The sequence below is a fragment of the Noviherbaspirillum autotrophicum genome, assembly GCF_000818395.1.
Lineage (GTDB): Bacteria > Pseudomonadota > Gammaproteobacteria > Burkholderiales > Burkholderiaceae_D > Noviherbaspirillum > Noviherbaspirillum autotrophicum.
Window position 1 is genome coordinate 1,528,913 of the sequence record NZ_JWJG01000028.1, and the last position, 14,868, is coordinate 1,543,780.

General features: G+C 60.6%; 16 protein-coding genes and 1 pseudogene. 3 read left to right on the forward strand and 14 right to left on the reverse strand.

The genetic code is table 11. The features are described from left to right. Positions 1-9: 9 nt before the first annotated feature. The 9 genes and pseudogenes from dapA to TSA66_RS08470 all read right to left on the reverse strand — a co-directional run bounded on the left by dapA (position 10) and on the right by TSA66_RS08470 (position 7,372). Positions 10-888 (reverse strand): 4-hydroxy-tetrahydrodipicolinate synthase, encoded by an 879-nt coding sequence (gene dapA / locus TSA66_RS08430; protein WP_040039666.1) that lies wholly within the window; start codon positions 886-888, stop codon positions 10-12. 77 nt (positions 889-965) lie between these two features. Further along, positions 966-1,544, reverse strand: coding sequence for a class I SAM-dependent methyltransferase (locus tag TSA66_RS08435; RefSeq protein WP_040039667.1), 579 nt, complete (start codon positions 1,542-1,544; stop codon positions 966-968). A 3-nt stretch (positions 1,545-1,547) separates the two neighbouring features. Beyond that, positions 1,548-2,750, reverse strand: coding sequence for a tryptophan--tRNA ligase (locus TSA66_RS08440; protein ID WP_040039668.1), 1,203 nt, complete (start codon positions 2,748-2,750; stop codon positions 1,548-1,550). 6 nt (positions 2,751-2,756) lie between these two features. Then, on the reverse strand, positions 2,757-3,413 hold the full coding sequence (locus TSA66_RS08445; RefSeq protein ID WP_040039669.1) for a site-2 protease family protein: 657 nt from the start codon (positions 3,411-3,413) through the stop codon (positions 2,757-2,759). 60 nt (positions 3,414-3,473) lie between these two features. Continuing rightward, positions 3,474-4,097: an L-threonylcarbamoyladenylate synthase gene (locus tag TSA66_RS08450; protein WP_040039670.1), complete on the reverse strand. Its 624-nt coding sequence runs from the start codon at positions 4,095-4,097 to the stop codon at positions 3,474-3,476. 51 nt (positions 4,098-4,148) lie between these two features. Next, complete coding sequence (gene htpX, locus TSA66_RS08455; protein ID WP_040039671.1) at positions 4,149-5,030, reverse strand: protease HtpX; 882 nt, start codon at positions 5,028-5,030, stop codon at positions 4,149-4,151. Positions 5,031-5,108: 78 nt separating this feature from the next. Continuing rightward, positions 5,109-5,438 (reverse strand): annotated as a pseudogene (locus TSA66_RS08460) (protease HtpX); the annotation flags it as partial. Between the two features lie 124 nt (positions 5,439-5,562). Continuing rightward, entirely contained in the window at positions 5,563-6,399 is an 837-nt protein-coding gene (locus tag TSA66_RS08465) for a 3',5'-nucleoside bisphosphate phosphatase (protein ID WP_040039672.1), read from the reverse strand. 97 nt (positions 6,400-6,496) lie between these two features. Next, a complete protein-coding gene (locus TSA66_RS08470) occupies positions 6,497-7,372 on the reverse strand; it encodes an alpha/beta fold hydrolase (protein ID WP_040039673.1) in 876 nt (291 codons plus the stop codon). A gap of 100 nt (positions 7,373-7,472) precedes the next feature. Between TSA66_RS08470 and TSA66_RS08475 the strand changes: the two genes are divergently transcribed. Continuing rightward, positions 7,473-9,161, forward strand: coding sequence for an acyl-CoA synthetase (locus tag TSA66_RS08475; protein WP_040039674.1), 1,689 nt, complete (start codon positions 7,473-7,475; stop codon positions 9,159-9,161). Here the strand turns inward: TSA66_RS08475 and TSA66_RS08480 are convergent. The 3 genes from TSA66_RS08480 to TSA66_RS08490 form a co-directional block, all read right to left on the reverse strand. Continuing rightward, a complete protein-coding gene (locus TSA66_RS08480; protein WP_040039675.1) occupies positions 9,136-10,161 on the reverse strand; it encodes a patatin-like phospholipase family protein in 1,026 nt (341 codons plus the stop codon). The genes TSA66_RS08475 and TSA66_RS08480 overlap by 26 nt on opposite strands. 194 nt (positions 10,162-10,355) lie before the next feature. Next, positions 10,356-10,619, reverse strand: coding sequence for a hypothetical protein (locus TSA66_RS08485; protein ID WP_052452181.1), 264 nt, complete (start codon positions 10,617-10,619; stop codon positions 10,356-10,358). Positions 10,620-10,791: 172 nt separating this feature from the next. Continuing rightward, positions 10,792-11,631, reverse strand: coding sequence for a ferritin-like domain-containing protein (locus TSA66_RS08490; protein WP_040039676.1), 840 nt, complete (start codon positions 11,629-11,631; stop codon positions 10,792-10,794). 50 nt (positions 11,632-11,681) lie between these two features. Here TSA66_RS08490 and TSA66_RS08495 point away from each other — a divergent pair, with 50 nt between their 5' ends. After that, a complete protein-coding gene (locus tag TSA66_RS08495) occupies positions 11,682-12,206 on the forward strand; it encodes a gamma carbonic anhydrase family protein (protein ID WP_040039677.1) in 525 nt (174 codons plus the stop codon). Then, the gene (hslO, locus tag TSA66_RS08500; RefSeq protein WP_040039678.1) at positions 12,206-13,129 is read left to right on the forward strand and encodes an Hsp33 family molecular chaperone HslO; all 924 of its coding nucleotides are present in this window, start codon (positions 12,206-12,208) and stop codon (positions 13,127-13,129) included. Before TSA66_RS08495 ends, hslO begins: the two co-directional genes overlap by 1 nt. A gap of 54 nt (positions 13,130-13,183) precedes the next feature. Here hslO and ftsB read toward each other — a convergent pair whose 3' ends face one another. Together ftsB and eno are read right to left on the reverse strand one after the other, a co-directional pair. Further along, the gene (gene ftsB, locus TSA66_RS08505) at positions 13,184-13,501 is read right to left on the reverse strand and encodes a cell division protein FtsB (RefSeq protein ID WP_040039679.1); all 318 of its coding nucleotides are present in this window, start codon (positions 13,499-13,501) and stop codon (positions 13,184-13,186) included. A gap of 61 nt (positions 13,502-13,562) precedes the next feature. Beyond that, positions 13,563-14,846: a phosphopyruvate hydratase gene (eno, locus tag TSA66_RS08510; RefSeq protein WP_040039680.1), complete on the reverse strand. Its 1,284-nt coding sequence runs from the start codon at positions 14,844-14,846 to the stop codon at positions 13,563-13,565. Between the last annotated feature and the right edge of the window lie 22 nt (positions 14,847-14,868).

Genomic DNA, 14,868 nt, shown 5'->3' on the forward strand with positions numbered 1-14,868 from the left:
GTGCGGCGCTTATTGTAATACACCGGATTCGCGCAGCGCGGTGCGCACCGTCTCGTGCATAGTCGCGTTCAGCGGAACCAGCGGCAGGCGGATACCCGAAGGAATCAGCCCCATTTCAGCCAGAGCCCACTTGACCGGTACCGGATTCGGTTCGACAAACAGCTTGTTATGCAGCGGCAGCAGCTTGTTGTTGATGGCGATAGCCTCTTCAATCTTACCTGCCATGGCGGCGGCGCAAAGAAGATGCATTTCGCGCGGCGCGACGTTGGCGGTCACCGAGATATTGCCCTTGGCGCCGCAGAACATGAGTGCCATCGCCGTCGGATCATCACCGGAATAGACTGCGAACGACTTCGAAGCGAGACGAAGCAATTCGGTGCCGCGCGCGATATTGCCGGTCGCATCCTTGACGCCGATGATGCCGGGAATTTGCGCCAGGCGCAGAATCGTGTCGTTGGACATATCGGCCACGGTACGGCCCGGCACGTTGTACAGGATGACCGGCAGGTCGACCGCTTCGGCGATCTTCCGGAAATGCTGGTACATGCCTTCCTGCGTCGGCCGATTATAGTAAGGCACGACCTGCAGGGATGCATCCGCACCGACGTTCTTCGCATGGCGCGTCAGTTCGATGGCTTCGGCGGTCGAATTGCCGCCAGTGCCGGCAATGATTGGGATGCGCTTGGCAGTATGTTCGACGGCGACCTTGATCAATTCGCAATGCTCTTCGACCGACACTGTCGGTGATTCGCCGGTCGTGCCGACGATGACGATGGCATCCGTGCCTTCGGCAATGTGCCAGTCGATCAGTTTGCGCAGGCCCGGCAGATCGAGGCTGCCGTCCGGGTGCATGGGAGTGACGATTGCAACTATGCTTCCCTGGATCATGATGATGTTATTGCGTAAAGAGAGAAAGAGATGATTGTAGCGGATCGCCTGCTCCCGTGGGGCAATCCCACCCGATTTCAAGTCAGGCGCAGGGAAGGTCCAGCGGCGGCACTGGCGCCCTTGACCACGCAAATGCGTTGCACCATCGCCGGTTTGGGCTCGTCTATGTAGCCATCCTCGAAGGCAAGCACGTGCGGTTTGACGCCACCTGTGCAGACCAGATCGAGCAATTCACCCGTCTTCAGCAAAAAGCGCGGGCTGGATGGCTTGCCGAACCGTTCATTCCCCATGGCGAACGTTTCGTAGATCAGCACGCCGCCGGGAGCAAGGCTATCCAGGATGTGCGGGAAAAGCGGGCGATGCAGGTAATTGGTGACAACGATGCCGGCAAAGCGATCGGCGCCGAACGGCCAAACGGACTGCGGAGCCTCCTCATCCTCGAGATCGGCGCGCACGGTGGCAATGCCCGGGCCTGCGGCCTGGGCCAGTGCCTCGGCGTCGCGATCGACGGCCATCACGGGATGTCCAAGCGATGCCAGCAGGCGAGCGTGGCGCCCCGCTCCGCATGCTAGGTCCAGCACTTCGCCAGCCGGGATCAACGGGGCAAAGCGAACAACCCATGCCGAGGGCTGCCCAATTACAAAATTGCCTGTCACAGACTAGCTGTAGCTCAGGCCCATCGCCTCGCGCACGTCGCGCATGGTGTCCTGCGCCAGCTTGCGCGCCTTGTCGCAGCCGTCGGCGACGATGGCGCGCACCAGTGAGGGATCGTCGATATATTTTTGCGCGCGCTCGCGCATCGGTTCCTGCTCCTTCAGGACGGCATCGATCACCGGCTGCTTGCATTCGAGGCAGCCGATGCCAGCCGACCTGCAGCCCTTCAATACCCAATCCTTGGTGTCGTTATCGGAATACACCTGATGCAGTTGCCAGACCGGGCACTTCTCCGGCTCGCCCGGATCGGTGCGGCGCACGCGCGCCGGGTCCGTCGGCATGGTGCGGACCTTCTTGACGACGGAGTCCTTGTCTTCGCGCAGCGCGATCGCATTGCCGTAGCTCTTGGACATTTTTTGACCGTCGAGCCCGGGCAGCCTGGACGCCTCGGTGAGTCGCGCCTGCGGCTCGACCAGGATCAGCTTGCGGCTGCCTTCGAGATAGCCGAACAAGCGTTCGCGGTCGATCATCGACAGGTTCTGTGCCTCGTCGAGCATGGCCTTGGCCTGTTCCAGCGCGTCTTCCTTGCCCTGCTCCTGGTATTCGGTGCGCAGCTCGTTGTAGATCTTGGCGCGTTTGCTGCCGAGCTTCTTGACTGCTTCCTTGGCCTTTTCCTCGAAACCCTTTTCCTTGCCGTACAAGTGGTTAAAGCGGCGTGCGATTTCGCGCATCATCTCGATGTGCGGAATCTGGTCTTCGCCCACCGGCACCAGGCTGGCACGGTAGATCAGGACGTCGGCGGCCTGCAGCAGCGGATAGCCAAGGAAACCGTAGGTGGCGAGGTCGCGGTCGGCCAGCTTTTCCTGCTGGTCCTTGTAGGTCGGCACGCGCTCGAGCCAGCCGAGCGGCGTCGCCATAGACAGCAACAGATGCAGTTCGGCGTGCTCCGGTACTTTCGACTGGATGAACAGCGTCGCCTGCGACGGATCGACGCCGGCCGCCAGCCAGTCGATCACCATGTCCCAGGTATTGCCTTCGATCGCGCTGGGATCGTCATAGTGGGTCGTCAATGCATGCCAGTCAGCGACGAAAAACAGGCAAGGCAATTCGGATTGCATCTTGATCCAGTTTTTAAGGGCACCGTGATAATGGCCAAGGTGCAGCGCTCCAGTCGGACGCATGCCGGAAACAACGCGATCGGGATACATGATTGGTCAGGTCAAAAGAATTTTGAGAGGGGAAACGAGAAGCGAAAGCAGCAGTTCGGCCACCGCTCTCACCGGAACCATCCACAGGGACAGGATATTGAAATACACCAGCGCCAGTACGATGAAAAAACCGTAAGGCTCGATCTGTGCGAACTTGTAAGCGTACTTGTGCGGCAATATGCTCGTCAGCACACGGCCGCCATCGAGCGGCGGCAGCGGGAACAGGTTAAATGCCAGCAGAATCAGATTGATGTAGACACCGCCCCTGGCCATCTCGGTGAAGAATGCCTCGTCGACATGCATGGCTTGCAGCAGTATGAAGAAAATCAGCCACAACAGCGCCATGACAAAATTTGCGGCCGGCCCGGCCAGCGCCACCCATGCCATATCGCGCTTGGGCTTGCGAAGCTTGCCGAAATCGATGGGAACCGGCTTGGCGTAACCGAGCAGCACCGGGCTGCCAACGAAAAACAGCACGGCGGGAATGATGATCGTGCCGACAAGGTCGATATGCTTGACCGGGTTCAGGCTCATGCGCCCCTGCAGGTAAGCCGTTGCGTCCCCGAAGTATTTGGCGGCGTAGGCATGCGCGGCTTCGTGCAGCGTGATTGCGAACAGCACCGGCAGCGCAAACACTGCAATCTTTTGAATAAGTTGATCCATGAGGCGGATTCTATCAGAGGGACAGGGCCAGCCCCGTCGTTGCGGGCAGCCCGCCGGATGTCATAGGCCGAACAGGCTGGCGTCGCCACGGCCCTGCCGCAGCAATACAGGCTCGTCGCCGGTCAGGTCGATGACGGTTGTCGGCTCGAGGCTGCAAGCGCCGCCGTCGATTGTCAATTCGATCTGGCGGCCGATCCGGTCATTCACCTCTTCCGGGTCGGTCAGCGGCTCGCTTTCATCGGGCAGGATCAGCGTCGTGCCAAGCAACGGCTGCCCCAGCTCTTCCAGCAGTGCGCATGCGATCTGGTTTTCCGGCACCCTCAGGCCGATGGTCTTGCGCGACGGATGGCTCAGGCGGCGCGGCACTTCCTTGGTCGCTTCCAGGATGAAGGTGTAAGGTCCGGGCGTGGCGGCCTTGAGCAGGCGGTACTGGCTATTGTCGACTTTCGCGTACTGCGCGATTTCGGAAAGGTCCCGGCACAGCAAGGTGAGATGGTGCTTTTCATCGACACCGCGGATGCGCCGCAAGCGTTCCACCGCCCCCTTATCGTCCAGGTGGCAGACCAGCGCAAAGCAGGAATCCGTCGGCAGCGCGACGATGCCGCCTGCGTGGATAATTTGCGCTGCCTGGCGGATCAGCCGCAGCTGCGGGTTATCGGGATGAATATGAAAAATTTGGCTCATAAAAACAGAACGGCGGTAGTCCTACCGCCGTCGCAAAAATAGATCGGTTACTTAATGCGCACCGCGTAGCGCGGCGATGCGCTCTTCAATCGGCGGATGACTCGCGAACAAGGCGGCCAGTCCGCTTGTGCCGCCATTGATGCCGAACGCCTTGAATGCTTGCGGCATATGTTCCGGCGGCTCCAGCCCGCCAAGACGCGCCAGTGCCTTGACCATCGGTTGCGGGCTGCCAAGGAGCTTTGCGGAACCGGCATCCGCGCGGAATTCGCGGTAGCGCGAGAACCAGGCAACGATCATCGATGCCAGGACGCCGAACACGATTTCACACACGAACACAGTGACAGCGTAGCCGATGCCCGGCCCCCGGTCATTATCCCGCGACAACTGGCGGTCGATCACGTATCCGACCACGCGTGCCAGGAACACGACAAACGTGTTCACCACGCCTTGGATCAGGGTCAGGGTTACCATGTCGCCGTTGGCCACGTGAGCGATCTCATGGCCGAGCACCGCCTCGACCTCGTCCTTGGTCATACTTTGCAGCAAACCGGTGGACACTGCGACCAGTGCGGAATTCTTGAAGGCGCCAGTGGCAAATGCATTCGGCTCGCCTGATGAATATAGCGACACTTCTGGCATGGCAATACCGGCGCGGTCGGATAATTTCTTCACGGTATCGAGCAACCAAAGTTCAGTGGAGTTCGTAGGCTGATCAATTACCCGCGCGCCGGTCGACCACTTCGCCATCTGCTTGCTCATTAGCAGGGAAATGATCGCGCCGGTAAAACCGACCACCAACGAAAACACCATCAGATTGCCGAGTTGCAAGCCATTGGCAGACAGAAAGCGGTTTACGCCAAGCAGCGACAGCACCACTGACATGACGAGCATAACTGCAAGATTTGTCGCCAGAAAAAGTATGACTCGTTTCATGCAAAGCCTCCGCTTTTGAACTAACCCTTTGATTTAAGCCGGCTTTGCGACGGCGAAGCACGGTTTACAATACACATCATGGGGCTCGCCCTCGTAGACAGCAACTTCCGGCATCGCGATGTCGGCGCTGTCGGCCAGCTTTTTCACCGTATCGACCAGCCACAATTCGGTCGAGGACGACGGCGCATCGATCACGTGGGCGGCAGTCGACCATTTGGCCATTTGTTTGCTCATCAGCAGGGACACGATCGCGCCAGTGAAACCGACAACCAGCGAATACACCATCAGCGTACCCAGCTGCAATCCATTGGCGGACAGATAGCGGTTTACGCCGAGCAGCGACAACACCACCGACATCACCAGCATCACGGCAAGGTTGGTAGCAAGGAAAAGGACGATTCGTTTCATTCAATAGCTCCCTAATTTGAAAGCATTTTCTAAATATGGTTGCACGAGAGGAAATTCAAGAGCCGGCATGATGCCACAGCCTGCACTTTCTGCGTCAGCGCAAGCTATGCGTGACTTGATTTGTTTACATGTGCCAGTCGTGCCACACAGGAACGAGGGATGCGGGCAATGGCGGCAAAGTACCGAGGTCCACCGGCGACTCGCCGGGAGCGTGGAAATCCGAGCCCCGCGACGCAAGGAATCCGTAACGGCGCGCGACCTCGGTAAAACGCACGAATTCCTCCAGCGTATGGCTGCCCGTTACCACTTCGATGCCCGCGCCGCCAAGTTGCTTGAACTCGTTCAGGAACACGTCCAGCTCAAGATCGCTGAAATTGTAGCGCCCGGGATGCGCCACCACGGCAATACCGCCGGCGCCGCGAATCCAGCCGACGGCATCTTTCAACCGTGCCCAACGGTGCGGCACATAACCGGGCTTGCCCTCGATGAGGTAATTGCGGAACACGTCGGCGGTGTCCTTGCAGACACCGCATTCGACGAGATAGCGGGCAAAATGCGTGCGCGAAATCAGGTCGGGATTGCCCACGTAGGTCAACGCGCCCTCGAACGCGTCGGGAATGCCGACAGCAGCCAGTTGCGCCGCCATGTCATGGGCGCGCCGCTCGCGCCCGGAACGCGTGCTTGCCAGTCCGCGCACCAGATTCTCATCGGTTTCATCGAACTGCAAACCGACAATATGCACGGTCTTGCTTGCCCAGGTAACCGAGATTTCTACGCCGGTCACATAATGCATGCCCAGCGCAACCGCTTCTTCACGCGCCTCGGCAATGCCGTCGATCTCGTCATGATCGGTCAATGCCCAGACGTCCACGCCATTGGCCTTGGCGCGCATAGCTACTTCCGACGGCGCAAGGGCGCCGTCGGAAACCTGGGAATGACAGTGTAGATCGACGTTAAGCATGGAAAAAACGCAGTGGTCCGTTACGGCCATTGTACGCCTGGTCCGGCCCTTCCTGCAGGACGGTTGCCTGCGTCACCAATGCGCGGTTCCGCGCCATCTACGCGAGAAAGTTTTCGATCAGGGCCGCCAGCGCTTCCGGCTGATCGTGATGCAGCATGTGGCCGGCATCGTGGATCAGCGCCGTCGTCACGTTCGGAATGAACTTGATGCGGCGATCAATTTCGCCCCGCGCCTCTTCCTTCGGCCCCATCCATCGCCAGGCATTGGTGTCGTCGGCTTCTACCCATAGCACAGGTGCGGTAATCCCCTGCCAGCAGGCCAACACTTCGTCGATGCGATAGAGGATCGGATTGCCAAGCTTGTGGGCGGGATCGGCGAGGATGGCCCACTCGCCCTGGTCGTTTGGCGCGGCCCAATGGCTGGACAGGAACGCAGCCCGCTCGTCGGTCAGGCGCGGATTGTTCTTCTGCAGGCGCGCAGCGACTTGGGCCTGGGCCGGATAGGCACGCAACTCCGGCACCTCGCGCAATTCGTCCAGCCACTGCGCGTAACGGCCCGGCGCCTGCTCCGGCCGGGTGGCTGGCAAGCCGAATCCTTCCAGGTTGATCAGCTTGCGGATGCGCTGCGGCCGCACCCCGGCATAGATGCAGACGACATTACCGCCCATGCTGTGCCCGAGCAGGTTGACCGGTTCATCCGGCGAATAATGCGCCAGCAAGGCGTCGAGGTCGCCCAGGTAATCGGGAAACCAGTAGCAATCGCTGCCATTGCTGTCGGTCAACCCGAAGCCGCGCCAATCCGGCGCAATCACGTGCCAATCGCGTCGCAGGCAGTCGACCACGAATTGAAAAGAGGCAGCCACATCCATCCACCCATGCACCATGAACAGCTTGGGCGCATCTTCATTGCCCCAGTGGCGCACGTGATAGCGTAATCCGCGTATCGTTATGAATTCTGAACGGGAATGTTTCATCGTTAATGACGTCCTGTCGAATTTTCTGGATCGATTTACAATCGCCTGACAGCCTGAACACACAATAGAACGACCGTTCGATAATTATACAGGAGGGGTCATGCCATCTGCCGAACGCCCGCAGCCGAATCGCTACGAGGCTCTATACAGCCAGTTTCGCTGGCTCGTTCCATCCGACCTCAATATTGCCGAAGTTTGCTGCACGCGCTGGGCGTCGGACAAATCGCGCGTCGCGATCCATTACGAAGACGACGCCGGGCATTGCGCCACCCTGACCTATGCGCAGTTGCATGCGCAAGCCAACCGGCTGGCCAACGTGCTGCGCGACCTCGGTGTCGGGCGCGGCGACCGCGTGGCAATCATCCTTCCGCAACGCCCGGAAACTGCCGTGGCGCATATCGCCTGTTACCGACTGGGCGCGGTCGCAATGCCGCTGTCGATGCTGTTCGGGCCCGATGCGCTCGAATATCGCCTGCAAAACAGCGAAGCGAGCATCGCAGTCGTCGACCAGGCCGGCTATCAGCACCTGCAACAGGCGCGCACGGCTTGCCCGGCACTCAAGAATGTGATCGCGCTCGGCGGCGACGCGGATGACACCCTCGACTGGGACAGCGCGCTGGCAAAGGCCAGCGAAGACTTCGATCCGGTGCGCACCCGGGCCAGCGACCCTGCGGTGCTGATCTATACCAGCGGCACCACCGGCGCCCCCAAGGGCGCGCTGATTCCGCATTCGGCCATCATCGGCAACCTGCCCGGTTTCGTCGCCTCGCAAAACTGGTTTCCGCAGGAGGCAGACGTGTTCTGGTCGCCGGCCGACTGGGCATGGACGGGCGGGCTGTGGGATGCATTGCTGCCGACGCTATATTTCGGCAAGCCGATCCTCGGTTATCGCGGCCGCTTCTCGGCCGATACCGCGTTTTACCTGCTGGAGAAATACCGGGTCACCAACACCTTCCTGTTTCCGACGGCGCTGAAGATGATGATGAAAGCGTATCCTGCGCCGGGCGAAAAATTTTCGCTTCGCCTGCGCGCCATCATGAGCGCAGGCGAAGCGGTTGGCGATACGGTGTTCAACTGGTGCCAGTCTGCGCTGGGCATCACGCCCAACGAAATGTTCGGCCAGACCGAAATGAACTACATCGTCGGCAACAGCGCGCAGCAGTGGCCGGCCAAGCCGGGGAGCATGGGCCGGCCCTATCCCGGTCATCGCATCGCGCTCATCGACGACGATGGCCGCGAAGTCGGCACCGGCGAAGTCGGCGAAGTCGCATTGAACCGCACTGACATGCACGGCCATCCCGATCCGATCTTCTTCATCGGCTACTGGAAAAATCCGGACGCCACGCGCAACAAGTACAGCGGCGACTGGTGCCGCACCGGCGACCTGGCGCTGATGGATGAAGACGGCTACCTCTGGTACCAGGGGCGCGCCGACGACATGTTCAAGGCCGCCGGCTACCGTATCGGCCCGTCGGAAATCGAGAACTGCCTGGTCAACCACCCGGCAGTGGCCAATGCCGCCGTCGTGCCCAAGCCGGACGCGGAACGCGGTAATGTCGTCAAGGCCTACGTGGTGCTCACGCCGGGCACGGAACGCGGGCGCGATGCCGAGCAGCGGCTCATCGCGGAACTGCAGGCGCATGTGCGCGGCAAGCTCGCGCCCTACGAATATCCGAAGGAAATCGAGTTCATCGACGAGCTGCCGATGACGACGACCGGCAAGGTGCAGCGGCGCGTGCTGCGGCTCATGGAACAGGAACGCGCTAGCCGAACAGCTGCGCAAGGTTGAACGACGAGCGCACGCCGATCTGCTCGAAATTGTCGCCGAGCCAGATTTCCGCGCGCTGCCTGCCCTCTTCATGCAAGCTGTTGATGAAGGAGGGATGGGCATTGAGCTTGCTATGCGTGCCGAGCTGGCGCATCAATTCCTGCGACTCGATCACGTGCATGTTAAGGCTGCGCAGCCTGCGTTCCAGCGGCCCGAGCGAAAACCAGCTGCGACGGGCTTCGCGCTGCGCCAGCAGCACCCCCTGCAACTCCGTGAAAAAGGTCGAGCTGAATCCCATTTCCGTCTGTCTCTGCCAGATATCGTTCGCGGTGACCGGCGTTTTCGTGCTCGGATTGGGATGCAGCAGCACGACCAGGATGTCGCGCGCCGAGCACTTGTGCAGCAGCGGGAACAGCGGCGGATTGGAAGTCAGCCCGCCGTCCCAGTAGGCTTCGCCGTCGATCTCCACCGCTCGGTGCAGCAAGGGCAGGCAGGCCGACGCCAGCAGCACGTCAAGCGTCAGCTGCCGGTTGCGAAACAGCCGCAGGGTGCCGGTGCTGACTTGCGTGGCCGCGATGAACAGCCGCACCGGGCACTCGGCGCGCAACCGCTCGAAGTCGATTTGCCGCGCCAGGATGTCGCGCAGCGGGTTGATGTCGAACGGATTGAGCTGGTGCGGCGACAGAAGGCGCATCAGCGGCAACATTGCCTTGTAGGCCGGCGAAGGTTCAGCGTGCGGGCTTAATCCTTGGGATGGCAACAGATAATCGGGAATCACGCTGTATGGCGCGCTGGCGGCCACGCTGGTCCAGAATTCCTGCAACGCGCGGCGTGCCCCTTCCCTTCCGCCCGCCGTCAGCCCGTGGGCAAGCACGACCGCATTCATCGCGCCGGCGCTGGCGCCGCTGATGCCTTCGATGTCGATGCGTTCGTCTTCCAGCAGGCGATCCAGCACGCCCCACGTAAACGCGCCATGGGAGCCGCCGCCTTGCAATGCGAGTGTGATGGTTTTTCTGAACATGTTAATTCCCCTCCTTGCAAGGGATACACGCTGCCGATACAGGTGTGAGATGAGTCGACCGGATCACAGGACAGAGTGTTGCGGGCCTGTCACCGGGGTGCGGAGCGACATGATGGATGGAAGGCGCAATCGCGCCGGGAATCGCCAGCCGCCGGGTACCGCATCATGGATGCGGCCGCGCAGGGGCACTGGGATTATTGATCTTTCCGAGGTTCGCTTTGCTGCGCCTGCTTTGCTTCGTCCTGCAGTTTCTGCCCGGCCTTTTCCATGCCCTGGCCAACCTTTCCGGCGAACTTGTTGAGTTCTTCACCGGCGCGCGACGCAGCCTGGTCAATCTGCTGCCCCGCCTTTTCCGCCGGCCCGCTGCTGTTCTCCGCCTGCTTTTTCTCGCAGCCGATCAAGGTAACGGCAAGGACGGCGGCCACCAGCGCCAATACGGTTCGTTCTGCTTGCCTCATGCTTGCCTCCTTTCTCTTTACCAAAAGCAAAGATGAATGATGGATAAACCACGCATGAATGAAAGACATACGCCTGCGCCGGAAGTTTCTGCCTTTTCAACTTGAGGGGCGGATCCATGACGAGCCGCAGAGGACGGCTAAAAAAGACATTCCGTAGAGAAAAGTGTCTGTTTTATGCGACTACAGCGCCGAGGGCCACAAGTTCGCTTTCGCTAAAACCCGCGGCGCGGCGCGCTTCCAAATTAAAGGGGCCGCGCATCTGCGGCGCCTTGTATTGTGCGGCCAACGCCGCGTAGGTGGCGAGCGGCTCCAGTGCGCGCATCGTGCACAGCCAGCCATACCAGCGGTTGCCGATGGCTACGTGTCCGATTTCATCGCGCAGAATAATGTCGAGAATCGCCGCGGCCGCGCTATCTCCCGCCTGCGCCAGCTTGGCGCGCACCGGCGGCGACGCATCGAGGCCGCGCGCTTCCATCGTGCGCGGCACCAGCGCGATGCGTGCCAGCACGTCTCCGGCAGTCTTTTCGGCCATGTCCCACAGGCTGTTATGCGCCGCAAAGTCGCCATAGCCGTAACCCAAGGTCTGCAGATGCGCCGACAGCAGCGAAAAATGCAGCGCTTCTTCGTCGGCCACCCGCAGCCAGTCCGCATAATAATCGCGCGGCATGGACGCAAAGCGCCAGATTGCGTCGAGCGCGAGATTAATGGCATTGAACTCGATATGCGCCAGCGCATGGATCATCGCGGCGCGGCCTTCGATGGTGCGCATCGAGCGCCGCTCGACTGCCAAGGGCGGCACCAGTTCGGGCCGCTCCGGACGCCCCGGGATACCGCCAGGTGCCGCGAGAACCCGCTCCGTATCCAGGGAAAGCGCACCACTGTTCCACGCCTGCGACAATGTCTTGACGCCTTCCGCCTTGGCGTTGGCATCGGTTTCGGCCAACCAGTGCAAGGCAGCCTGGCGTAACTCCGTCGGAGGCGAAATGGAACTTGGGTCAGTCAGTACGTTCATGCAAGCGGCGGTAAAATGACGGTTCAAACCAATCAATTTTACGGAAATTCATGGCCATCTACCAATTGGGCGAACATGCTCCCGAGATCCATTCTTCCGCCTACATCACCGATTCCGCGAACGTGATCGGCAAAGCGAAGATCGAAGCCAATGCGAGCGTCTGGTTCGATGTGACGATCCGGGGCGACAATGAACTGATCACTATTGGCGAAAACAGCAATGTGCAGGAAGGCTGCGTCCTGCACACGGACCCCGGCTATCCGCTCACGATTGGCAAGAACGTCACGGTCGGCCATCAAGCGATGCTGCATGGCTGCACGATCGGCGAGGGCTCGCTGGTCGGCATCCAGTCCGTGATCCTGAACGGCGCGAAGATCGGCAAGAACTGCCTGGTCGGCGCCGGCGCGCTGGTCACGGAGGGCAAGGAATTTCCGAACAACTCGCTGATCATCGGATCGCCGGCGAAAGCGGTGCGCACGCTGTCCGACGAAGACATCGCGCGCATGCATGGCAATACCGCCAATTACGTGAAGCGCGGCCAGTTGTTCAAGCAGGAATTGAAACGAATCGGATAATGATGGATACGCTACAACGATTCATATTTGAAAATGCCGCCGTGCGCGGCGAACTGGTGGAAATTTCCGACACCTGGAAGCAGGTGCAGGCGCGCAAGGAATATCCGGCTCCGGTAAGCACGCTGCTGGGTGAAATGCTGGCCGCAGCCGCGCTACTGTCGGCCAACCTGAAGTTCAATGGCATGCTCGTGATGCAAATGCATGGCGACGGTCCGGTGAGCCTGCTGGTGGTCGAGTGCGACTCCGACCTGCACCTGCGCGCCACTGCCAAGCTAGCTGACGGCGTGCAGGTCGCGGACGATGCCGGGCTCAAAGAGCTGGTCAACGCCCATGGACGCGGGCGTTTCGTCATTACGCTCGACCCGAAGGAGAAGCTGCCGGGACAACAGCCCTACCAGGGTGTCGTGCCACTGAACGGCGACTCGGTGGCGGTCGTCATCGAAAACTACATGCTGCGCTCGGAACAGCTCGATACGCGGCTATGGCTGGCTGCCGACCGCAACGTGTCGCGCGGGCTGCTGCTGCAAAAGCTGCCGAAGGAAGGCGGCACCGGCACCGACGTCGACGACGTGGAAACGTGGAATCACACGGTCACCTTGGCGTCGACCCTGAAGACAGAGGAAATGCTGTCGACCGACATCAACACCCTGCTGCGCCGCCTTTTCTGGGAAGAGACACTACGCGTTTTCGAGCCGCGCCACCCGAGCTTCCAGTGCAGCTGCACGCGTGAAAAAGTGGGCGACATGCTGCTCATGCTCGGCAAGGCGGAAGTCGACTCGGCACTCGCCGATCTGGGCAAGCTTGCGATCAATTGCGATTTTTGCGGGCAGCACTACGAGTTCGACAAGGTCGACTGTGCGCAGCTGTTTGCAACGGATATTGCCGGCGATGCGATGCAGCCGGCGAGCGACGTCAAACATTAAGGAAAGTTGTGAGTCTGGGCCGGGGCGCATCGGCCCCGCCCTTGCTGGCGCCGTCTATTTGCCGGGGGCTGGCGCGGTCGCGGAGATTTCTACCGCTTTTCCCGGCGCGAGAACCTGAACGAAAATCTCGCCATCCTTGATCATGCCGAGTTCGTAGCGCGCGCGCTCTTCGACCGCGCCGGTGCCTTCCTTGAGATCCTGCACCTCGGAATTGAGCTTGGCGTTGCGCGCCTTGAGCTCGTCATTCTTCTTTTGCGCGGCCTCGACCTGCTTGTCGAGCTCCCACACGCGCAGCCATCCACCCTTGCCCAGCCACAGCGGGAACTGGATAAGCAGCAGCAAGGCGGCGAGGCAGATGGAAATCAGGCGCATTGAAGAATTCTAAGGCGCATTGAAGAATTTGGGGGCTTGCGCCCCCAATTCTGTTGCGATCTTAGCGCAGGTTGTAGAACGCGCTACGGCCGGGGTAGCTGGCGATGTCGCCGAGGTCTTCCTCGATGCGCAGCAGCTGGTTGTACTTGGCCATGCGGTCGGAACGCGACATCGAACCAGTCTTGATCTGCAGCGCGTTGGTGCCCACTGCGATGTCGGCGATCGTGGAATCTTCGGTTTCGCCGGAACGGTGCGAGATCACGGCGGTGTAGCCGGCGCGCTTGGCCATTTCGATGGCAGCGAAGGTTTCTGTCAGGGTGCCGATCTGGTTAATCTTGATCAGGATCGAGTTGGCGATGTTCTTCTGGATGCCTTCGCGCAGGATCTTGGTGTTGGTGACGAACAGGTCGTCACCTACCAGCTGAACCTTCTTGCCCAGCGCATTGGTCAGGGTCGCCCAGCCGTCCCAGTCGTTCTCGGCCATGCCGTCTTCGATCGAGATGATCGGGTACTTGTCGCACCAGGTCGACAGCAGGTTGGTGAAGTCGCCGGACGACAGCACCAGGCCTTCGCCGTCCAGGTGGTACTTGCCGTCCTTGAAGAACTCGGAAGCGGCGCAGTCCAGGCCCAGCGCGATTTGCGTGCCCGGCTCATAGCCAGCCTGTTCGATCGCCTGCAGAATCAGCTTGATCGCTTCTTCGTGGTTTGCCACGGAAGGAGCGAAACCGCCTTCGTCGCCGACCGCCGTGGTCAGCTTCTTGTCGTGCAGGATCTTCTTCAGCGTGTGGAACACTTCGGCGCCGTAACGGATCGCTTCGCGGAAGCTCGGTGCGCCGACCGGGATGATCATGAACTCTTGCAGGTCGAGGTTGTTGTCGGCATGTGCGCCGCCGTTGATGACGTTCATCATCGGCACCGGCATCTGCATCGCGCCGGAACCGCCGAAGTAGCGATACAGCGGCAGGCCGGATTCTTCGGCTGCGGCCTTGGCGACAGCCATCGATACGGCGAGGGTGGCGTTGGCGCCCAGACGGCCCTTGTTTTCGGTGCCATCGAGGTCGATCAGGGTGCGGTCGAGGAACGCCTGTTCATTGGCGTCCAGGCCCATGATCGCTTCGGAAATCTCGGTATTGATGTTTTCGCAGGCTTTCAGGACGCCCTTGCCCATGTAACGGCTCTTGTCGCCGTCACGCAGCTCGATCGCTTCGCGCGAACCGGTGGAGGCGCCCGACGGCACGGCTGCGCGGCCCATTACGCCGGACTCCAGCAAAACGTCGCATTCGACGGTAGGATTGCCGCGCGAGTCAATGACTTCACGGCCGATGATATCAACGATGGCACTCATTTTATTTCTCCCAAAACAATGA